Origin of the sequence: Pseudomonas shirazensis, from assembly GCF_050496565.1 — a bacterium.
Classification (GTDB): domain Bacteria; phylum Pseudomonadota; class Gammaproteobacteria; order Pseudomonadales; family Pseudomonadaceae; genus Aquipseudomonas; species Aquipseudomonas shirazensis_A.
In genome coordinates, this window is sequence record NZ_JBNWAE010000012.1 from 57,381 (window position 1) to 77,972 (window position 20,592).

A 20,592-nucleotide genomic window follows, 5' to 3' on the forward strand; every position below is an offset into this window, starting at 1 on the left:
GTTTATGGAGTTCATGAAAGCGCTTCGCTGTTTTGCCCTGTTGTGTTGCCTGGCTCCGCTGTGTTTCTCCAGCGGTGCGCTGCAGGCTGCGTCCACAGCGCCCGTCGCTGCCCCGGCCAAGGCGGCCAGCAAGGCCACCGCTGGCAAGGCGAGCACGCCCCCGGCGAAGGCTGCGGTGCGCAAGAAGGCCAAGGCCAAGCCAGTGGCGAGAAACAAGCGCAAGGCAGTCAGCAAGGCTGTGGCCAAACCGGTACCCAAGGCCAAGCTCGACCTCAGCTTGCCTGCGCACCTTGTCGACAAGCTTGAGCCGGAGGTGGATACGTTGTCGCAGTCGCAGTCGCAGTCGCAGTCGCAGTCGCAGTCGCAGCGACGCAAGCCTCTACTGCCGTCGATGTTTCCTGAAAACCCGCCAGCGGATGACAGCCCCTTCCAGCTCAACGGACGCTTGATCAACAACGAGATGCAGCTGCAGTTGCGCAATGACAGCCGGCGTGAAGTCGAAGGTGCTGCCATCGACTTCCAGTTCCGTCAGTAGCTGCAACTGACTGCCGGGTCACGACAGATTTCATCTGGCCAGCAATTTCAAACGTGTGTTTGAGTCGTTACTATCAGGGACGTTCGTCCCGTTTTGTTCCAGGAGCCTAGAATTGATGAAATGCCGAGAGGGTTGCGGTGCCTGCTGCATCGCCCCTTCGATCAGCTCGCCGATGCCGCGCATGCCGCACGGCAAGCCGGCCGGTGAGCGCTGCCTGCACCTGACGCCGAGCAATCTCTGTGAGCTGTTCGGCAGGCCGGAGCGCCCCGCAGTGTGTGGTGGCTTCAAGGCCGATGTCGAGGTGTGTGGCAGCGACAGTGACGAGGCAATCAGGCTTCTTGGCTGGCTGGAGCAGATGACGGCGGCGTGACACGGTATCTTCGACAACAAGGATAAGCATGATGAGATCGTTCAAGCGTATTGCACTGCTGTGTGGCATGGGTGTGCTGTTGGCCCCGGCTGCCTGGGCAGAAAACTGGCAGGTGGCCAAGGACAAGGACGGCATCACCGTGTCGCTCAGCGAGGTGCCAGGGTCGCAGTACAAGGCCTACCGCGGCGTGACGGTGATCAAGGCGCCGTTGGCCAAGGTCAAAGCGCTGCAGGAGGATGTTGCCGGGGCCTGTGCCTGGATCCATGAGTGCGAGTCGCAGAAGCTGCTCAAGCACGAAGGTGATCAAACCTGGACCTACAGCCGCTTCAATACGCCGCCGCTGGTCACCCCGCGTGACTCGGTGATGCTGGTTACCACCACCCAGCAAGCAGACGGCAGCCTGCTGCGCACGCTGGAAGAAAAGCCCGATTATCTGCCGGCAGAAAAAGGTTATGTGCGGGTGGCCAAGGTCGAAGGCTTCTGGAAACTGGTGCCCAAAGGTGACAGCACTGAAGTGACCTACCAGGTGCATACCGAGCCAGGTGGCAGCGTGCCGTCCTGGCTGGCCAACAAGTTCGTTGTCGATGCACCTTTCAATACCCTGCAGGCGCTACGCGAGCGCGCCGAGAAGCCCTGATCGGCAAATGCAAAAAAGGCTGCCCGAGGGCAGCCTTTTTTACGCATTCAGCATTTAACCAGCGATGCTTACTTGCGATCCGTCAGGTTGACGATGTCGCGCTGCGGCTCACCGGTGTACAGCTGACGTGGACGGCCAATCTTGTACGGGCTGGAGAGCATTTCTTTCCAGTGCGAGATCCAGCCGACAGTACGTGCCAGGGCAAAGATCACGGTGAACATGCTGGTCGGAATGCCGATCGCCTTGAGGATGATCCCCGAGTAGAAGTCGACGTTCGGATACAGCGAGCGCTCGATGAAGTAAGGATCGGTCAGAGCGATCTCTTCAAGGCGCATGGCCAGTTGCAGTTGCGGGTCGTCCTTGATGCCCAGCTCGCGCAGGACTTCGTCGCAGGTCTGCTTCATCACGGTGGCGCGTGGGTCACGGTTCTTGTAGACGCGGTGACCGAAGCCCATCAACTTGAACGGATCGTTCTTGTCCTTGGCCTTGGCGATGAAGGTGTCGATGTTGGAAACATCGCCGATTTCATCGAGCATGGTCAGTACGGCTTCGTTGGCGCCGCCGTGTGCCGGGCCCCATAGTGCGGCGATGCCGGCTGCGATACAGGCGAACGGGTTGGCACCCGACGAGCCGGCCAGACGTACGGTAGAGGTCGAAGCGTTCTGCTCGTGGTCGGCATGGAGGATGAAGATCCGGTCCATTGCCTTGGCCAGCACCGGGCTGATCGGTTTGATCTCGCACGGGGTGTTGAACATCATGTGCAGGAAGTTTTCCGCGTACGACAGGTCGTTGCGCGGGTACATCATCGGCTGGCCCATGGAGTACTTGTAAACCATCGCGGCCAGGGTCGGCATTTTCGCGACCAGGCGCACCGCGGAGATTTCGCGGTGTTGCGGGTTATTGATATCCAGGGAGTCGTGGTAGAACGCCGAAAGGGCGCCGACCACACCGCACATCACCGCCATCGGGTGAGCGTCGCGGCGGAAACCGTTGAAGAACGACTTCAGCTGCTCGTGAACCATGGTGTGGTTCTTGACGGTGCTGACGAACTGCGCCTTCTGCTCGGCATTCGGCAGTTCGCCGTTGAGCAGCAGGTAGCAGGTTTCGAGGTAGTCCGATTGCTCGGCGAGTTGCTCGATCGGGTAGCCGCGGTGCAGCAGAATACCCTGGTCGCCGTCAATGTAGGTGATCTTCGACTCGCACGAGGCAGTCGCCATGAAACCTGGGTCGAAGGTGAAGTGACCAGAAGCCCCCAACCCGCGGACGTCGATTACATCGGGACCAACGGTGCCGGTTAAAATGGGCAGCTCGACGGGGGCTGCGCCCTCGATGACCAACTGCGCTTTTTTGTCAGCCATGTGGCCTCCTATTAATGCTTGAAATCATCAGACAGACCCCCCACGCAGGGCCCGCACCACTATAGAGGGATAAATTCAGATGTCAATTTGCCTAAAGGTGGGTTGAATCACCCCCTAAGGCCTGATTTTTCAAGAAATTGGCGCCCGTTTACGCCTTTTGTTCGCTAAAGGCAATGCGCTATTTGGGCTAGCCCATCACGTTGTCATAAGCAGCCTAACTGTCTATACTCGGCAGCCGACCGCCAAGGGCTTGCAAGCCCGATTGCTGGGGGTCGCCGTTCCCTGGGTGGTGGGTACCTGACCAGTACACTTACCAACAACTTTGCCCTGTTAGCTTGGGGCTCTTCAGTGTGAAAAAAGCCGTGAAAAGCCAACGACCTGTAAACCTAGACCTAAGGACCATCAAACTCCCCATTACCGGTATTACGTCATTCCTGCACCGTGTCTCCGGCATCATTCTCTTCCTGGGCTTGGCGATCATGCTTTACGCATTGAGCAAATCCCTGGGTTCGGAGGAAGGTTTCGGCGAGGTGAAGGCGTGCTTGACCAGTCCGCTGGCCAAGTTCGTGGCGTGGGGTCTCCTCTCTGCCTTGCTGTATCACCTGGTTGCCGGCGTGCGCCATTTGATCATGGACATGGGCATCGGTGAGACACTGGAAGGCGGAAGACTGGGCTCGAAAATCATCATCGCTGTTTCCGTAGTGGTGATCGTGCTGGCAGGAGTTTGGATATGGTAACTAACGTCACGAACCTCTCGCGTTCGGGCCTCTATGACTGGATGGCGCAGCGCGTATCTGCGGTCGTTCTCGCGGCTTACTTCATCTTCCTGATCGGCTACCTCGTTGCCCACCCGGGTATCGAGTTTGCCCAGTGGCACGCTCTGTTCTCCAACAATGCGATGCGAATCTTCAGTCTGTTGGCCCTGGTGGCCCTCGGCGCTCACGCCTGGGTCGGCATGTGGACCATCGCCACTGACTACCTGACGCCAATGGCGCTGGGCAAGTCGGCGACTGCGATTCGTTTCCTGTTCCAGGCGGTATGCGGCGTTGCGATGTTCGCTTACTTCGTCTGGGGTGTGCAGATTCTCTGGGGTATCTGATTCATGGCTATGATTCCAACGATTTCATTCGACGCCATCATTGTTGGTGGTGGCGGTGCCGGCATGCGCGCTGCGCTGCAGCTGGCACAGGGCGGTCACAAGACTGCCGTGATCACCAAGGTCTTCCCGACCCGTTCGCACACTGTATCCGCCCAGGGCGGCATCACCTGTGCAATCGCCTCGGCTGACCCGAACGACGATTGGCGCTGGCACATGTACGACACCGTCAAGGGGTCGGACTATATTGGTGACCAGGACGCTATCGAATACATGTGTCAGGAAGGCCCGGCTGCGGTGTTCGAGCTGGACCACATGGGTCTGCCGTTCTCGCGTACCGAAACTGGCCGTATCTATCAGCGTCCGTTCGGCGGCCAGTCCAAGGACTTCGGTAAGGGCGGCCAGGCGGCGCGTACTTGCGCAGCTTCCGACCGTACCGGTCACGCGCTGCTGCACACTCTGTACCAGGGTAACCTGAAAGCCGGCACCACGTTCCTCAACGAGTACTACGCAGTCGATCTGGTGAAGAACCAGGACGGCGCCTTCGTTGGTGTGATCGCGATCTGCATCGAAACCGGCGAAACCCTGTACATCAAGGCCAAGGCCACTGTACTGGCGACTGGCGGTGCGGGCCGTATCTACGCATCGACCACCAATGCCCTGATCAACACCGGTGACGGTATCGGCATGGCCCTGCGTGCAGGCGTTCCGGTCCAGGACATCGAGATGTGGCAGTTCCACCCGACCGGCATCGCCGGCGCTGGTGTACTGGTCACCGAAGGTTGCCGCGGTGAAGGCGGTTACCTGATCAACAAGCACGGCGAGCGTTTCATGGAGCGCTATGCGCCTAACGCCAAGGACCTTGCTGGTCGTGACGTTGTGGCCCGCTCGATGGTCAAGGAAATCATCGCCGGTAACGGCTGTGGTCCGAATGGCGATCACGTGATGCTCAAGCTCGACCACCTCGGCGAAGAAGTGCTGCACAGCCGTCTGCCAGGTATCTGCGAGCTGTCCAAGACCTTCGCCCACGTCGACCCAGTGGTCGCGCCGGTGCCGGTCGTACCAACCTGCCACTACATGATGGGCGGCGTTGCCACCAACATTCATGGTCAGGCCATGACCCAGGACGCCGACGGCGTCGACCAGATCATCCCGGGCTTGTTCGCCGTGGGTGAAGTGGCCTGCGTATCGGTTCACGGCGCCAACCGCCTGGGTGGCAACTCGCTGCTCGACCTGGTGGTGTTCGGCCGTGCTGCTGGTCTGCACCTGGAAAAAGCGCTGTCCGACGGCATCACCTACACCGACGCCAGCGACACCGACATCGAAGTCGCCCTGAGCCGCTTGAACAAGCTCAATCAGCGCACCGATGGCGAAGACGTGGCTACCCTGCGTCGCGAGCTGCAAAGCTGCATGCAGAACTACTTCGGCGTGTTCCGCACCGGCGAATACATGCAGAAGGGCATCGAGCAGCTGGCTCAGCTGCGCGAGCGTATTGCCAACGTCAAGATCAACGACAAGTCCCAGGCCTTCAACACCGCGCGGATCGAAGCGCTGGAGCTGCAGAACCTGCTGGAAGTTGCCGAAGCTACTGCGATCGCCGCAGAAGTGCGCAAAGAGTCGCGCGGTGCTCACGCCCGTGAAGACTTCGAAGATCGTGACGACGAAAACTGGCTGTGCCACACCCTGTTCTTCCCAGGTGAGAAGCGGGTTGCCAAGCGCGCAGTCAATTTCGCACCGAAGACCGTACCGGCGTTTGAACCAAAAATCCGGACTTACTAAGGGGTGGCCGCTATGTTGAAAGTCGAAGTATATCGCTACAACCCGGACACCGACTCGGCGCCGAAAACTCAGATTTTCGAAGTCGACACCGGTGGCAAGGACCTGATGGTGCTGGACGTGTTGGCACTGATCAAGGAGCAGGACGAGGGTTTCTCTTATCGTCGCTCCTGCCGTGAAGGCGTCTGTGGTTCCGACGGCATGAACATCAATGGCAAGAACGGCCTGGCGTGCATCACGCCGCTGTCTGCCGTAGTAAAAGGTAACAAATTGGTCGTGCGTCCGTTGCCGGGCCTGCCAGTTATCCGTGACCTGGTCGTCGATATGAGCATCTTCTACAAGCAGTACGAGAAGGTGAAGCCATTCCTGCAGAACGATTCGCCAGCTCCGGCTATCGAACGCCTGCAATCGCCAGAAGAGCGCGAGAAGCTGGATGGTCTGTACGAGTGCATCCTGTGCGCTTGCTGCTCGACTTCCTGCCCGTCGTTCTGGTGGAACCCGGACAAGTTCCTCGGTCCAGCTGCACTGCTGCAGGCCTATCGCTTCCTGGCCGACAGCCGCGACACGAAAACTCAGGAGCGCCTGGCGTCCCTGGATGACCCGTTCAGCGTATTCCGCTGCCGCGGGATCATGAACTGCGTAAACGTTTGCCCTAAAGGTCTGAATCCGACCAAGGCAATCGGTCACGTACGTAACATGCTGCTGCAAAGCGGCACCTGATACACAGCTGTTGCAAGTGCAAGACACTGAAGCGCGGGTGGTGAGCCCGCGCGGAGGTGAAACCCGGGCAGGGGTCGACAAGGCCCACGCCCATTACCTATGAAGATTTGAGACCAGCAGGGGCTTCCGGGCTGGTACCCGGAAAATCTGCAGGATCCTCGGTGGCGTGATTGGTCGCTGTTCTCGGGCTTTCTCATGCGTATTGAGGTACTTGCCGATTCGTCCCCGAACGAGGGTGACCAAGCATGCAAGAAAGCGTGATGCAGCGCATGTGGGAAAGCGCCCACCTTTCAGGTGGTAACGCTGCATATGTGGAAGAGCTCTACGAACTCTACCTGCACGACCCTAACGCTGTGCCAGAAGAGTGGCGCACCTACTTCCAGAAGTTGCCCGCCGACGGCAGCACCGCTACCGATGTATCGCACTCGACAATCCGCGACCATTTCGTACTGCTGGCAAAGAACCAGCGCCGCGCTCAACCGGTTTCCGCCGGGAGCGTGAGCAGTGAACACGAGAAGAAGCAGGTTGAAGTTCTGCGACTGATCCAGGCCTATCGTATGCGCGGCCATCAGGCTGCCAAGCTCGACCCGTTGGGGTTGTGGCAGCGCCCTGCGCCCGTAGACCTGTCGATCAATCACTACGGCTTGACCAATGCCGATCTTGATACGACCTTCCGTGCCGGCGACCTGTTCATCGGCAAAGAGGAAGCGAGCCTACGCGAAATTCACGATGCGCTGGAGAAGACATATTGTCGCACCATCGGCGCCGAGTTCACCCACATCGTCGATTCCGAGCAGCGCAGCTGGTTCCAGCAGCGTCTCGAAAGCGTGCGTGGGCGTCCGGAGTTTTCCGCTGATGTGCAGGCGCATCTGCTTGAGCGTGTCACCGCAGGTGAAGGCCTCGAGAAGTATCTGGGCACCAAGTATCCAGGTACCAAGCGCTTCGGTCTGGAAGGTGGCGAGAGCCTGATCCCGATGCTGGACGAAATGATCCAGCGCTCGGGCTCCTACGGCACCAAGGAAGTCGTGATTGGCATGGCCCACCGTGGCCGTCTGAACGTGCTGGTCAATACCTTCGGCAAGAACCCGCGCGAGCTGTTCGACGAGTTCGAAGGCAAGAAGATGAACGAGCTGGGCTCGGGTGACGTTAAGTATCACCAAGGCTTCTCGTCGAACGTGATGACCCCGGGTGGTGAAGTTCACCTGGCCATGGCGTTCAACCCGTCCCACCTGGAAATCGTCTCGCCAGTGGTGGAGGGTTCGGTGCGCGCCCGTCAGGACCGTCGCAACGACAGCGTTGGCGACAAGGTACTGCCGATCTCGATTCACGGTGATGCTGCGTTCGCTGGCCAGGGTGTGGTGCTGGAAACCTTCCAGATGTCGCAGACCCGCGGTTTCAAGACCGGCGGTACCGTGCACATCGTGATCAACAACCAGGTTGGTTTCACCATCAGCAACCCGCTCGACTCGCGTTCCACCGAGTACTGCACCGACGTCGCCAAGATGATTCAGGCGCCGATCCTGCACGTCAACGGTGATGACCCGGAAGCTGTGCTGTTCGTGACTCAGCTGGCCATCGATTACCGCATGCAGTTCAAGCGTGACGTGGTGGTTGACCTGGTCTGCTACCGTCGCCGCGGCCACAACGAAGCGGACGAGCCTAACGGCACCCAGCCACTGATGTATCAGCAGATCAGCAAGCAGCGCACCACCCGTGAGCTGTACGCCGAGTCGCTGATCCAGGCCGGTCGTGTCGACGCCGAGCGTGCTCAGGCCAAGATCGACGAATACCGCAACGCGCTGGACAACGGTCTGCATGTGGTCAAGAGCCTGGTCAAGGAGCCGAACCGCGAGCTGTTCGTCGACTGGCGTCCATACCTGGGCCATGCCTGGACCGCGCGTCACGACACCCGTTTCGACCTCAAGACCTTGCAGGACCTGTCGGCCAAACTGCTGGAGATGCCGGAAGGCTTCGTCGTGCAGCGTCAGGTGTCGAAGATCTACGAAGATCGCCAGAAGATGCAGGCCGGTGGCTTGCCGATCAACTGGGGCTATGCCGAAACCATGGCGTACGCCACGTTGGCCTTCGAAGGTCACCCGATCCGCATGACTGGTCAGGATATCGGCCGCGGCACCTTCTCGCACCGCCACGCGGTGTTGCACAACCAGAAGGACGCCAGCACCTATATCCCGTTGCAGAACCTGTACCCGGGCCAGCCACGTTTCGACCTGTACGATTCGTTCCTGTCCGAGGAAGCAGTGCTGGCGTTCGAATACGGTTACTCGACCACTCAGCCAAACGCGCTGGTGATCTGGGAAGCCCAGTTCGGCGACTTCGCCAACGGTGCGCAAGTGGTGATCGACCAGTTCATCACCAGTGGCGAGCACAAGTGGGGCCGTCTGTGCGGTCTGACCATGCTGCTGCCGCACGGCTACGAAGGCCAGGGTCCTGAGCACTCCTCGGCGCGTCTGGAGCGTTACCTGCAGCTGTGCGCCGAGCACAACATCCAGGTGTGCGTACCGACCACCCCGGCACAGATCTACCACCTGCTGCGTCGCCAGGTGATCCGCCCGCTGCGCAAGCCGCTGGTGGTCCTGACGCCGAAGTCGCTGCTGCGCCACAAGCTGGCCGTGTCGACCTTGGAAGACCTGGCAGAGGGCTCGTTCCAGACCGTGATCCCGGAAATCGACAGCCTCGATCCGGCCAAGGTCGAACGCCTGATCCTGTGCAGTGGCAAGGTCTACTACGACCTGCTGGAAAAACGCCGTGCCGAAGGCCGCGAAGATATTGCCATCGTGCGTATCGAGCAGCTGTATCCGTTCCCGGAAGACGACCTGGTCGAAATCCTGGCGCCGTACAGCAACCTCAAGGCGGCCGTCTGGTGCCAGGAAGAGCCAATGAACCAAGGCGCCTGGTACAGCAGCCAGCACCATATGCGCCGTATCCTGGGCCGCCACAACAAGGCACTGGTCCTGGAATACGCCGGCCGCGACGCTTCTGCCGCGCCTGCCTGTGGTTACGCATCGAAGCACGCCGAACAGCAGGAAAAACTGCTGCAAGACGCCTTCACTGTTTAATGCTTTCGCGCACCTGAAACCGAATTTAAGGAAACACTGCTAATGGCTATCGAGATCAAAGCCCCAACCTTCCCGGAATCGGTTGCCGACGGCACCGTTGCCACCTGGCACAAACAGCCGGGCGACGCCGTCAAGCGTGACGAGCTGATCGTCGACATCGAGACCGACAAAGTCGTCCTGGAAGTGCTCGCCACTGCCGACGGCGTACTCGGCCCGATCGTCAAGGGCGAGGGCGACACCGTTCTCTCCGACGAACTGCTGGGTTCGATCGTTGAAGGCGGCGCTGCTGCCGCTGCACCTGCTGCCGCGCCTGCTGCTGGCGGCGCTGCGCCGGCCGCTGCTGCCGACGCTGCTGAAGACGACCCGATCGCTGCACCGGCCGCGCGCAAGCTGGCTGAAGAAGGCGGTATCGATCTGGCTACCGTTGCCGGCACTGGCAAAGGCGGTCGTATCACCAAGGAAGACGTGGTTGCTGCTGTTGCCAACAAGAAGTCCGCGCCTGCCGCGGCTCCTGCTGCCAAGCCTGCCGCTGCTGCTGCCGCTCCAGTACTGACCGCCGCTGGCGACCGTACCGAGAAGCGTGTGCCGATGACCCGTCTGCGCGCCAAGATCGCCGAGCGTCTGGTCGAAGCCCAGTCGAACATGGCCATGCTGACCACCTTCAACGAAGTCGACATGACCGAAGTCATGGCCCTGCGTTCGAAGTACAAGGACCTGTTCGAGAAGTCCCACAATGGCGTACGCCTGGGCTTCATGTCGTTCTTCGTCAAGGCCGCCACCGAAGCGCTCAAGCGCTACCCGGCAGTCAACGCCTCGATCGACGGCACCGACATCGTCTACCACGGCTTTGCTGACGTCGGCGTTGCCGTCTCCAGCGACCGTGGCCTGGTGGTTCCGGTACTGCGCAACGCCGAGCAGATGAGCCTGGCGGAAATCGAGAACGGCATCGCCACCTTCGGCAAGAAGGCACGTGACGGCAAGCTGGGCATCGAAGACATGACCGGCGGTACCTTCACCATCACCAACGGTGGTACATTCGGCTCGATGATGTCGACCCCGATCGTGAACCCGCCGCAGGCGGCTATTCTGGGCATGCACAACATCATCCAGCGTCCGATGGCGGTCAATGGCCAGGTTGCCATTCGCCCGATGATGTACCTGGCGCTGTCCTACGATCACCGTCTGATCGATGGCAAGGAAGCGGTAACCTTCCTGGTCACCATCAAGAACCTGCTGGAAGACCCGGCTCGTCTGCTGCTGGACATCTAACACGCAGCTGCAAGCGGCAACCGGCCGGCTCCCGTGCGAGCCCGTCGCTTGCCGCTTGAGGCTTGCAGCTTGTAGCTGAAAAGGAATCTTTTATGACCCAGAAATTCGACGTGGTAGTGATTGGTGCGGGCCCTGGCGGCTATGTTGCCGCGATCAAGGCCGCTCAGCTTGGCTTGAGCACCGCCTGCATCGAGAAGTACACCGACGCCGAAGGCAAACTGGCCTTGGGCGGTACCTGCCTGAACGTCGGTTGCATTCCTTCCAAGGCGCTGCTGGACAGCTCCTGGAAGTACAAGGAAGCCAAAGAGAGCTTCAACGTTCACGGTATCTCCACTGGCGAAGTGAAGATGGACGTTGCTGCAATGGTTGGCCGCAAGGCTGGCATCGTCAAGAACCTGACCAGCGGTGTTGCCACCCTGTTCAAGGCCAACGGTGTTACTTCGATCCAGGGCCACGGCAAACTGCTGGCTGGCAAGAAAGTCGAAGTCACCAAGGCTGACGGCACCACCGAAATCATCGAAGCCGAAAACGTGATCCTGGCCTCCGGCTCGCGTCCGATCGACATTCCGCCGGCTCCGGTCGACCAGAACGTCATCGTCGACTCCACCGGTGCCCTGGAGTTCCAGACCGTTCCGCAGCGTCTGGGCGTGATCGGCGCTGGCGTGATCGGCCTGGAACTGGGTTCGGTATGGTCGCGTCTGGGTGCTCAGGTGACCGTTCTGGAAGCGCTGGATACCTTCCTGATGGCTGCCGACACTGCAGTTGCCAAGGAAGCCCAGAAGACCCTGACCAAGCAAGGCCTGGACATCAAGCTGGGCGCTCGCGTGACCGGCTCGCAAGTCAACGGCAACGAAGTCGAAGTGACTTACACCGATGCCAACGGCGAGCAGAAGATCACCTTCGACAAGCTGATCGTTGCGGTCGGCCGTCGTCCAGTGACCACTGAACTGCTGTCGGCCGACAGCGGCGTCGACATCGACGAGCGTGGCTACATCTTCGTCGATGACTACTGCGCGACCAGCGTGCCGGGCGTGTACGCCATCGGTGACGTGGTGCGTGGCATGATGCTGGCGCACAAGGCCTCGGAAGAGGGCATCATGGTTGTCGAGCGCATCAAGGGCCACAAGGCTCAGATGAACTACGACCTGATCCCATCGGTTATCTACACCCACCCGGAAATCGCTTGGGTCGGCAAGACCGAACAAGCCTTGAAGGCTGAAGGCGTAGAGGTTAACGTGGGCACCTTCCCGTTCGCGGCCAGCGGCCGTGCGATGGCTGCCAACGACACCGGTGGTTTCGTCAAGGTCATCGCCGATGCCAAGACCGACCGCGTTCTGGGTGTGCACGTGATTGGCCCATCGGCTGCCGAACTGGTTCAGCAGGGCGCAATCGCAATGGAATTCGGCACCAGCGCCGAAGACATCGGCATGATGGTGTTCAGCCATCCGACTCTGTCCGAAGCGCTGCATGAAGCCGCTCTGGCTGTGAATGGCGGTGCCATCCACGTCGCCAACCGCAAGAAGCGTTAATTATAAGAAACCACGGCGGGTCGCCCGTCGTGAGTCCTGCGTGCATGACTCACCGCGGAACGTCCGCCGGACCGGACCTTCGGGACCACCCGAAGGTTTAACGGTCACAGGTGGTGCGGCGCCATTGTTGGCGCAGCGCCGAAGCGCAGTACCTAACGAAGACGGTATAAAGCATGAATCTTCACGAGTATCAGGGTAAGCAGCTGTTCGCTGAATACGGCCTGCCAGTTTCCAAGGGTTTCGCAGTCGACACCCCTGAAGCAGCAGCAGAAGCCTGCGACAAGATCGGCGGTTCCGAGTGGGTTGTAAAAGCCCAGGTTCACGCAGGTGGTCGCGGTAAAGCGGGCGGCGTCAAGCTGGTTCGCAGCAAAGAAGACGCCAAGGCGTTCGCTGCACAGTGGTTGGGCAAGCGTCTGGTGACTTACCAGACTGACGCCAACGGTCAGCCAGTGACCAAGATCCTGGTCGAGTCCTGCACTGACATCGCCAAAGAGCTGTATCTGGGCGCTGTAGTCGATCGTTCGAGCCGTCGTATCGTGTTCATGGCGTCCACCGAAGGTGGCGTGGACATCGAGAAAGTCGCTCACGAAACTCCTGAGAAGATCATCAAGGCTACTATCGATCCACTGGTTGGCGCTCAGCCATTCCAGGGTCGTGAACTGGCGTTCCAGCTGGGTCTGGAAGGCAAGCAAGTTGCACAGTTCGCCAAGATTTTCGTAGGCCTGGCCAAGCTGTTCAAAGAACACGACCTGGCCCTGCTGGAAGTCAACCCGCTGGTCATCAAGGCCGACGGCGACCTGCATTGTCTCGATGCCAAAATCAACATCGATGCCAACGCAATGTACCGTCAGCCTAAGCTGAAGACCTTCCACGACCCGTCCCAGGACGATCCTCGTGAAGCCCACGCTGCCAGCTTCGAGCTGAACTACGTAGCGCTGGAAGGCAACATCGGTTGCATGGTCAACGGTGCTGGCCTGGCCATGGGCACCATGGACATCGTCAACCTGCATGGCGGCAAGCCAGCCAACTTCCTCGACGTAGGTGGTGGTGCTACCAAAGAGCGCGTGACCGAAGCCTTCAAGATCATCCTGTCCGACAGCAATGTCGCGGCCGTACTGGTCAACATCTTCGGCGGCATCGTTCGCTGCGACATGATTGCCGAAGGCATCATCGGCGCTGTGAAAGAAGTCGGCGTCAAGGTACCGGTTGTCGTCCGTCTGGAAGGCAACAATGCCGAGCTCGGCGCTAAAGTACTGGCAGAAAGCGGTTTGAACATCATTGCTGCAACCAGCCTGACCGACGCTGCTCAACAAGTTGTCAAAGCTGCGGAGGGCAAGTAATGAGCGTCCTGATCAATAAAGACACCAAAGTCATCTGCCAGGGCTTCACCGGCTCGCAGGGCACTTTCCACTCCGAACAAGCCATCGCCTACGGCACCAAGATGGTTGGCGGCGTGACTCCGGGCAAAGGCGGCACCACTCACCTGGGCCTGCCAGTGTTCAACACTGTGAAAGAAGCTGTAGAAGCTACCGGCGCTGACGCTTCGGTCATCTACGTTCCAGCTCCTTTCTGCAAGGACTCGATCCTTGAAGCTGCCCTGGGCGGCATCAAGCTGATCGTCTGCATCACCGAAGGCATTCCTACCCTGGACATGCTGGATGCCAAGGTCAAGTGCGACGAACTGGGTGTTACCCTGATCGGCCCTAACTGCCCAGGCGTGATCACTCCGGGCGAGTGCAAGATCGGCATCATGCCAGGTCACATCCACTTGCCAGGCAAGGTTGGTATTGTGTCGCGTTCCGGCACCCTGACCTACGAAGCTGTCAAGCAGACCACCGACGCCGGCTTCGGCCAGTCGACCTGCGTCGGCATCGGCGGTGACCCGATCCCAGGCTCGAACTTCATCGACATCCTGAAGCTGTTCCAGGAAGACCCGCAGACCGAAGCGATCGTCATGATCGGCGAGATCGGCGGTTCGGCTGAAGAAGAAGCCGCTGCCTACATCAAAGCCAATGTGACCAAGCCGGTCGTTTCCTACATCGCTGGTGTTACCGCTCCTGCGGGCAAGCGTATGGGTCACGCGGGTGCAATCATCTCTGGCGGCAAAGGCACTGCAGACGAGAAGTTCGCAGCGCTGCAGGACGCGGGTGTTAAAACCGTGCGTTCGCTGGCCGACATCGGCAAGGCCCTGGCCGAGCTGACTGGCTGGGAAGCCAAGAAGTAATACGCTAGACTCCCCACGCGCACAGAGGCCACCTTCGGGTGGCCTTTGTCGTTTTCGGCAGCACTGCAAGTCGGCTCGCCGTGCCTGTCGTTCATAACCGCGACAGCCAATTGCATTGGCGAGACACCTCGACCGCCAGCCGTGCAGTCGGGGTGCAACTTGGTTACACTGTCGCCCACTTTCGTGTCGGCGCCCCAAAAGGGTGCGGGTATGTCAAAAAGGTCTGTCCCACCCGGACGGTCCCATATTTCCCTCATCCAAGGGGAAATCCCTCTCTAAATCCCGATTTCAGTAGTGTGGTATTTCCTTAAATGAAAGTTCTCAAAGGCCAGGATATTCTGGCGCTTGGCTTTATGACGTTCGCGCTGTTCGTCGGTGCCGGCAACATCATCTTCCCGCCGATCGTGGGCTTGCAGTCAGGCCCGCATGTGTGGATGGCAGCCCTGGGCTTCCTCGTCACTGCAGTTGGCCTGCCGGTTATCACTGTGGTCGCCCTGGCCAAGGTCGGCGGCGGCATGGACGCGTTGAGCAGCCCGATCGGCAAGTTCTTCGGCGGCCTGCTGGCGGCGGTCTGCTACCTGTCGGTTGGCCCGCTGTTCGCCACCCCGCGCACGGCGACGGTGTCGTTCGAAGTGGGCGTAGCGCCGTTGACCGGTGAAAGCCCGCTGGCATTGTTCATCTACAGCCTGGTGTACTTCATCATCGTGCTGGCAGTGTCCATGTACCCCGGCAAGCTGCTGGATACAGTGGGCCGCTTCCTTGCACCGCTGAAGATCCTCGCCCTGGCAGCCCTGGGTATCGCCGCGTTCGCGCTGCCAGCCGGTACCATCGGCGAAGCACAGCCGGCTTACGTTGCCGCGCCGTTCTCGCAAGGCTTCATCAATGGCTACCTGACCATGGACACCCTCGGTGCGCTGGTCTTCGGTATCGTCATCGTCAACGCGATCCGCTCGCGTGGGGTCGAGTCGCCAAAGCTGATCACCCGCTATGCAATCATCGCCGGCTTGATCGCCGGGTTAGGGCTGGCACTGGTGTACATCAGCCTGTTCCGCCTCGGTGCCGGCAGCCATGACATCGCCGCTGACGCCACCAACGGCGCGGCCGTGCTGCATGCCTATGTGCAACACACCTTTGGCTCACTCGGTAGCGGCTTCCTGGCGGTGTTGATCGCCTTGGCCTGCCTGGTAACTGCGGTTGGCCTGACCTGCGCCTGCGCCGAGTACTTCAGCCAGATTCTGCCGCTGTCATACCGCACGCTGGTGGTGATCTTGGCTGGCTTCTCGCTGGTGGTCTCGAACCTTGGCCTGACCAAGCTGATCATGTTCTCGATCCCGTTGCTGACGGCAATTTATCCGCCGTGCATCGTGCTGGTGGCGCTGAGTTTCTGCAAAGAGATCTGGAACTCGCCGGTGCGTATCATGGGCCCAGTGATGGCCGTCTCGTTGCTGTTCGGTGTAGTTGACGCGATCAAGGGCACGCCGCTTGCTCATATCTTGCCGGATGCCGTGGCACACCTGCCGCTGAGCGAGCAGGGCCTGGCCTGGCTGGTGCCGTCTGTGGTCACGCTCGGTGTGGCAGTCATTTGCGACCGCATGCTGGGCAAGCCGCGCGAAGCGTTGGCTTGATGCACTGACAGCTTGTGTCGAGCGCTGGCCACAAGCCAATTGCGCGTTTGCTGCAGCTGAATGACAAAACCCCGTGTCCGTGAGGCCGCGGGGTTTTTTAGGCCCTGGCGGTGGGCCTTTGTGAGGCAGCGCGTGTCTTTTGCCACATTCGGGCGTCGAAACCGATATCCTTTTGTGCACCTGAACGGTCGAGAACCTGCATGAGCTTTATCCAAAGCAACCTGAGCAATCTGTTGGCAGTCTGCTGGTTTGCCCTGTGCTGGGGTGGTTACACCCGCTATGCAATCTGGAAGGGCCGCGATACGGCCTGCCTGGCCAGCGTTCTGCACCTCTATCGGGAAGACTGGATGCGGCGCATGCTGCTGCGCGACAACCGCATTGCCGATGCCAGTGTGATCGGCAACCTTGAGCGCAATGCCTCGTTCTTCGCCTCCAGCACGTTGATCATCCTTGCCGGTATCCTCACGGTGCTGGGGGCGTCGGACCGCGCCGTATCGCTGCTGGCCGACCTGCCGTATGTGCAGGTGGCTTCGCAGGGCATGTCGGAGGTCAAGCTGTTGGGCCTGGCGGCGGTATTCGTCTATGCCTTTTTCACCTTCAGCTGGTGCATGCGCCAGTACAACTTTGCAGCGGTGCTGGTGGGCTCGGCGCCGATGATCGGTGAGCGCCTGGTCAACGAACTTGAGCGCAAGGCATTTGCTGCGCGGGCGGCACGGGTACTGTCACTTGCGGCCAACCAGTTCAACTTCGGCTTGCGCGCCTATTACTTCGGCATGGCCATGTTGACCTGGTTCATCAACCCGTGGCTATTCATGGTCGTCAGCTTGGGCGTAGTGCTGATTCTTTATCGCCGCGAGTTCCACTCCGATGTATTGGAAGTGATGGTGTTCACGCCGACTGAAAGTGTCCCTGGTGACGCGCCGAAAGAGCCGGCCGCAGTGTTGACTGAAACGGTTAATCGTTAAACTTCAGGCATAAAAAAACCCGACAATGTCGGGTTTTTTTTGTGCTGCGATTACGGCTTGACTGGTGCAGTCGGGGCCGGCTCGCCTTTGTCAGCAGCTTCTTCAGCGGCTTTTTGCTGCGCTTCAGCCTGGTCTTTGGCAGCTTCGGCGTTTTCCTTGGCAGCTTCGTTCATCTTATCCTGAGCTTCGCCAACTTTTTCCTGGGCTTGCTCAGCGTGTTCCTGTGCATCCTGGGCCTTGTTTTCGCTTGCCTTGTCGCAAGCAGCCAGGCCCATGGCAGCAGCCAGCATCAGAGCAAAAGCAAAAGGTTTACGCATGGGGTGTCTCTCCTTGGGTGGAATAACTTACTTGATCCTTCGAGTTCAAGTGCGCGAAATTAGTTCCACAGAGATTACAGATATATAAGTGCGCGTCCAATATGGAATTTTCAACGCGTTTGTGCTGTCACGCCGCCGAGGGCTAAATGGTGACCGATTCGACTCTGACCGCCATGGCTGAACGCTTCCTGTCGGCACTGCGGCACTGCCAGTTATTGAACATGCGCGTGCATCAAGCTGATGCTGGCGGCATGACCCTGCTGCTGCCCTGGTCGCCGCTATTGGTTGGCAATCCACAGACTGGTGCAGTCCATGGCGGCGCGCTGACCACCTTGATGGACACCACCTGCGGCATGGCCACGTTGTGTTCGTTGGCGCAGTTCGAAGTGTGCCCGACCCTGGACCTGCGCATCGACTATATGCACCCCGCCGAGGCCGGCAAGGACATCTACGGCCACGCCCACTGTTATCGCGTCACCCGCGATGTGATTTTCACCCGTGGCATGGCCTATCAGGATGACCCCGAGCAGCCTATTTGCCAGGTGGTGGGGACTTTCATGCGCCTGGGGCAGCAGGCCAGGGGTGGTATCCGCTTTGCTGGCAAGCTCGATGGAGGGCAGGGCTGATGATTCCCGCAGACGTTCGCCAGCGGCTCAACCAGGCCCACGCTGTGGGTGATTACGCACCACTGCTGTCTTTGATTCCGTATGCGGGGCTCATCGGTATCGAGTGCGAGCGCCAGGGCGAGCAGCTGTTGTTCCGCTTGCCAGCCAGCGCCGACAATGTCGGCAACCCGCTGTTGCCGGCCATTCATGGTGGCGTCATCGCAGGCTTCATGGAATTGTCGGCGGCGCTTTATCTGCTGGTCTACAGCGACAGCGCGAGCATTCCGAAAATCATCGATTTCTCCATCGACTACCTGCGTGCCGGTTATCTGCGCGACACCTACGCCAGCTGCCAGCTCTGGCGCCAGGGGCGGCGCGTGACCAATGTCGCGATCAGTGCCTGGCAGGATGATCGCAACCTGCCGATCGCCATGGCCCGGGCTCATTTCAAGATCGAACCGGAAACGCCCTTGAAATAGTTTGCCATGCCCCCATCTGTTGGACATCCCGCCGTAAACGCCGGCCACCGCGGCCTGCCGGGCGACCATTGCCATCAGATCGGAGTTTTGAAGACCATGAGTGTGGAGACACAAAAAGAAACCCTGGGCTTCCAGACCGAGGTAAAGCAGCTGCTGCACCTCATGATCCACTCGCTGTACTCGAACAAGGAAATTTTCCTTCGCGAGCTTATTTCCAACGCCTCCGACGCCGCTGACAAGCTGCGTTTCGAAGCCCTGGCCAAGCCAGAGCTGCTCGAGGGCGACGCCGACCTGAAGATCCGCGTCAGCTTCGACGCCGAGGCCGGTACTGTGACCCTGGAAGACAACGGCATCGGCATGAGCCGTGAAGATGTCATTGCGCACCTGGGCACCATCGCCAAGTCCGGCACTGCCGACTTCATGAAAAACCTCAGCGGCGACCAGAAAAAGGATTCGCACCTGATCGGTCAGTTCGGCGTGGGCTTCTATTCGGCGTTCATCGTTGCCGACCAGGTCGACGTCTACAGCCGTCGTGCTGGCCAGCCAGCTGCTGAAGGCGTGCACTGGTCGTCGAAAGGTGAGGGCGAATTCGAAGTCGCCACCATCGACAAGCCACAACGCGGCACACGCATCGTTCTGCACCTGAAGAAGGAAGAACAGGAGTTTGCTGACGGCTGGCGCCTGCGTAACGTGGTGAAGAAGTACTCCGACCACATTGCCCTGCCAATCCAGTTGCCTAAAGAGCAGGCCGAAGCCGCTGAAGGCGAAGCCGCACCTGCGCAGGAATGGGAAACCGTCAACCGCGCCAGCGCCCTGTGGACCCGTCCGCGTACCGAGGTCAAGGACGAGGAATACCAGGAGTTCTACAAGCACATCGGCCATGACTTCGAAAACCCGCTGGCCTGGAGCCACAACAAGGTCGAAGGCAAGCTCGAATACAACTCGCTGCTGTACGTCCCGGCCCGCGCGCCGTTCGACCTGTACCAGCGCGAAGCGCCGCGTGGTCTGAAGCTGTACGTGCAGCGTGTTTTCATCATGGACCAGGCTGAGTCGTTCCTGCCGCTGTACCTGCGCTTTATCAAGGGCGTGGTCGACTCCAATGACCTGTCGCTGAACGTTTCGCGCGAAATCCTGCAGAAAGATCCAATCATCGACTCGATGAAAACTGCGCTGACCAAGCGCGTGCTGGACATGCTCGAGAAGCTGGCGAAGAACGAACCCGAGCAGTACAAGGGCTTCTGGAAAAACTTCGGTCAGGTCCTCAAGGAAGGCCCGGCAGAAGACTTCGCTAACAAAGAGAAGATCGCCGGCCTGCTGCGCTTCGCTTCGACCCACGACGACAGCGGCGAGCAGAGCGTGTCGCTGGCTGACTACCTGGCCCGCGCCAAAGAAGGCCAGGACAAGATCTACTACCTCACCGGCGAAACCTACGCGCAGGTCAAGAACAGCCCGCACCTGGAAGTCTTCCGCAAGAAAGGCATCGAAGTGCTGCTGCTGACCGATCGTATCGACGAGTGGCTGATGAGCTACCTGAGCGACTTCGACGGCAAGAGCTTCGTCGATGTTGCCCGCGGTGACCTTGACCTGGGCAAGCTGGATTCGGAAGAAGACAAGAAAGCCCAGGAAGAAGTCGCCAAGGAAAAAGAAGGCCTGGTCGAGCGTCTGAAAGCTGCCCTGGGTGACAGTGTCGCCGAGGTGCGTGTCTCGCATCGCCTGACCGATTCGCCAGCCATTCTGGCCATCGGTGAGCAGGACCTGGGCTTGCAGATGCGGCAGATCCTCGAGGCCAGCGGGCAGAAGGTGCCGGATTCGAAGCCGATCTTCGAATTTAACCCGGCTCACCCGCTGATCGAGAAGCTGGATCACGAGCAGAGCGAAGACCGCTTCGGCGAGCTTTCGCACATTCTGTTCGATCAGGCGGCCTTGGCCGCTGGTGATAGTCTCAAGGACCCGGCGGCGTATGTGCGTCGCCTGAACAAGCTGCTGGTCGAGCTGTCTGCTTGAGATAAG

Annotated in this window: 19 protein-coding genes; 17 read left to right on the forward strand and 2 right to left on the reverse strand. The window is 59.8% G+C overall.

Features of this window, described 5'->3' with window-relative positions; all coding sequences use genetic code 11:
* Positions 1-13 precede the first annotated feature (13 nt).
* From ACQZ2L_RS17825 to ACQZ2L_RS17835, 3 genes are all read left to right on the forward strand, one after another.
* Complete coding sequence (locus ACQZ2L_RS17825; protein WP_430327187.1) at positions 14-535, forward strand: hypothetical protein; 522 nt, start codon at positions 14-16, stop codon at positions 533-535.
* Between the two features lie 115 nt (positions 536-650).
* Entirely contained in the window at positions 651-905 is a 255-nt protein-coding gene (locus tag ACQZ2L_RS17830; RefSeq protein WP_101318120.1) for a YkgJ family cysteine cluster protein, read from the forward strand.
* Between the two features lie 31 nt (positions 906-936).
* Positions 937-1,542, forward strand: coding sequence for an START domain-containing protein (locus tag ACQZ2L_RS17835; protein ID WP_430327256.1), 606 nt, complete (start codon positions 937-939; stop codon positions 1,540-1,542).
* 68 nt (positions 1,543-1,610) lie between these two features.
* On the opposite strand, the gene gltA is transcribed toward ACQZ2L_RS17835, so the two are convergent.
* Positions 1,611-2,900, reverse strand: coding sequence for a citrate synthase (gene gltA, locus ACQZ2L_RS17840; protein ID WP_430327188.1), 1,290 nt, complete (start codon positions 2,898-2,900; stop codon positions 1,611-1,613).
* 350 nt (positions 2,901-3,250) lie between these two features.
* On the opposite strand from gltA, the gene sdhC reads away from it, so the two are divergent.
* The 11 genes from sdhC to ACQZ2L_RS17895 all read left to right on the forward strand — a co-directional run bounded on the left by sdhC (position 3,251) and on the right by ACQZ2L_RS17895 (position 17,181).
* Entirely contained in the window at positions 3,251-3,637 is a 387-nt protein-coding gene (gene sdhC, locus ACQZ2L_RS17845; protein WP_430327189.1) for a succinate dehydrogenase, cytochrome b556 subunit, read from the forward strand.
* A complete protein-coding gene (sdhD, locus tag ACQZ2L_RS17850) occupies positions 3,631-3,999 on the forward strand; it encodes a succinate dehydrogenase, hydrophobic membrane anchor protein (RefSeq protein WP_101318128.1) in 369 nt (122 codons plus the stop codon). The genes sdhC and sdhD overlap by 7 nt, the downstream gene beginning before the upstream one ends.
* Positions 4,000-4,002: 3 nt before the next feature.
* On the forward strand, positions 4,003-5,775 hold the full coding sequence (gene sdhA / locus ACQZ2L_RS17855) for a succinate dehydrogenase flavoprotein subunit (protein WP_103436748.1): 1,773 nt from the start codon (positions 4,003-4,005) through the stop codon (positions 5,773-5,775).
* 12 nt (positions 5,776-5,787) lie between these two features.
* Positions 5,788-6,492, forward strand: coding sequence for a succinate dehydrogenase iron-sulfur subunit (locus tag ACQZ2L_RS17860; RefSeq protein WP_101318133.1), 705 nt, complete (start codon positions 5,788-5,790; stop codon positions 6,490-6,492).
* Between the two features lie 245 nt (positions 6,493-6,737).
* Positions 6,738-9,569 carry a 2-oxoglutarate dehydrogenase E1 component gene (locus ACQZ2L_RS17865; RefSeq protein ID WP_430327190.1) on the forward strand — a complete coding sequence of 944 codons (2,832 nt, stop codon included), beginning with the start codon at positions 6,738-6,740 and terminating at the stop codon, positions 9,567-9,569.
* 42 nt (positions 9,570-9,611) lie between these two features.
* Positions 9,612-10,838 carry a 2-oxoglutarate dehydrogenase complex dihydrolipoyllysine-residue succinyltransferase gene (gene odhB, locus ACQZ2L_RS17870; protein WP_430327191.1) on the forward strand — a complete coding sequence of 409 codons (1,227 nt, stop codon included), beginning with the start codon at positions 9,612-9,614 and terminating at the stop codon, positions 10,836-10,838.
* Positions 10,839-10,930: 92 nt separating this feature from the next.
* Positions 10,931-12,367, forward strand: a complete 1,437-nt coding sequence (gene lpdA, locus ACQZ2L_RS17875) for a dihydrolipoyl dehydrogenase (RefSeq protein ID WP_101318139.1) — start codon at positions 10,931-10,933, stop codon at positions 12,365-12,367.
* Positions 12,368-12,540: 173 nt separating this feature from the next.
* Positions 12,541-13,707, forward strand: a complete 1,167-nt coding sequence (gene sucC, locus ACQZ2L_RS17880) for an ADP-forming succinate--CoA ligase subunit beta (RefSeq protein ID WP_008091914.1) — start codon at positions 12,541-12,543, stop codon at positions 13,705-13,707.
* On the forward strand, positions 13,707-14,591 hold the full coding sequence (gene sucD, locus ACQZ2L_RS17885; protein WP_101318141.1) for a succinate--CoA ligase subunit alpha: 885 nt from the start codon (positions 13,707-13,709) through the stop codon (positions 14,589-14,591). Before sucC ends, sucD begins: the two co-directional genes overlap by 1 nt.
* Positions 14,592-14,902: 311 nt before the next feature.
* Positions 14,903-16,216: a branched-chain amino acid transport system II carrier protein gene (brnQ, locus tag ACQZ2L_RS17890; RefSeq protein WP_430327192.1), complete on the forward strand. Its 1,314-nt coding sequence runs from the start codon at positions 14,903-14,905 to the stop codon at positions 16,214-16,216.
* A 200-nt stretch (positions 16,217-16,416) separates the two neighbouring features.
* Positions 16,417-17,181: a DUF599 domain-containing protein gene (locus tag ACQZ2L_RS17895; protein WP_430327193.1), complete on the forward strand. Its 765-nt coding sequence runs from the start codon at positions 16,417-16,419 to the stop codon at positions 17,179-17,181.
* A 50-nt stretch (positions 17,182-17,231) separates the two neighbouring features.
* On the opposite strand, the gene ACQZ2L_RS17900 is transcribed toward ACQZ2L_RS17895, so the two are convergent.
* Complete coding sequence (locus tag ACQZ2L_RS17900) at positions 17,232-17,498, reverse strand: hypothetical protein (protein WP_430327194.1); 267 nt, start codon at positions 17,496-17,498, stop codon at positions 17,232-17,234.
* 149 nt (positions 17,499-17,647) lie between these two features.
* Here ACQZ2L_RS17900 and ACQZ2L_RS17905 point away from each other — a divergent pair, with 149 nt between their 5' ends.
* The 3 genes from ACQZ2L_RS17905 to htpG all read left to right on the forward strand — a co-directional run bounded on the left by ACQZ2L_RS17905 (position 17,648) and on the right by htpG (position 20,586).
* Entirely contained in the window at positions 17,648-18,124 is a 477-nt protein-coding gene (locus ACQZ2L_RS17905) for a PaaI family thioesterase (RefSeq protein WP_430327195.1), read from the forward strand.
* Entirely contained in the window at positions 18,124-18,582 is a 459-nt protein-coding gene (locus tag ACQZ2L_RS17910; protein ID WP_430327196.1) for a PaaI family thioesterase, read from the forward strand. The genes ACQZ2L_RS17905 and ACQZ2L_RS17910 overlap by 1 nt, the downstream gene beginning before the upstream one ends.
* Positions 18,583-18,678: 96 nt before the next feature.
* The gene (gene htpG, locus ACQZ2L_RS17915; protein WP_101318162.1) at positions 18,679-20,586 is read left to right on the forward strand and encodes a molecular chaperone HtpG; all 1,908 of its coding nucleotides are present in this window, start codon (positions 18,679-18,681) and stop codon (positions 20,584-20,586) included.
* Positions 20,587-20,592 lie beyond the last annotated feature (6 nt).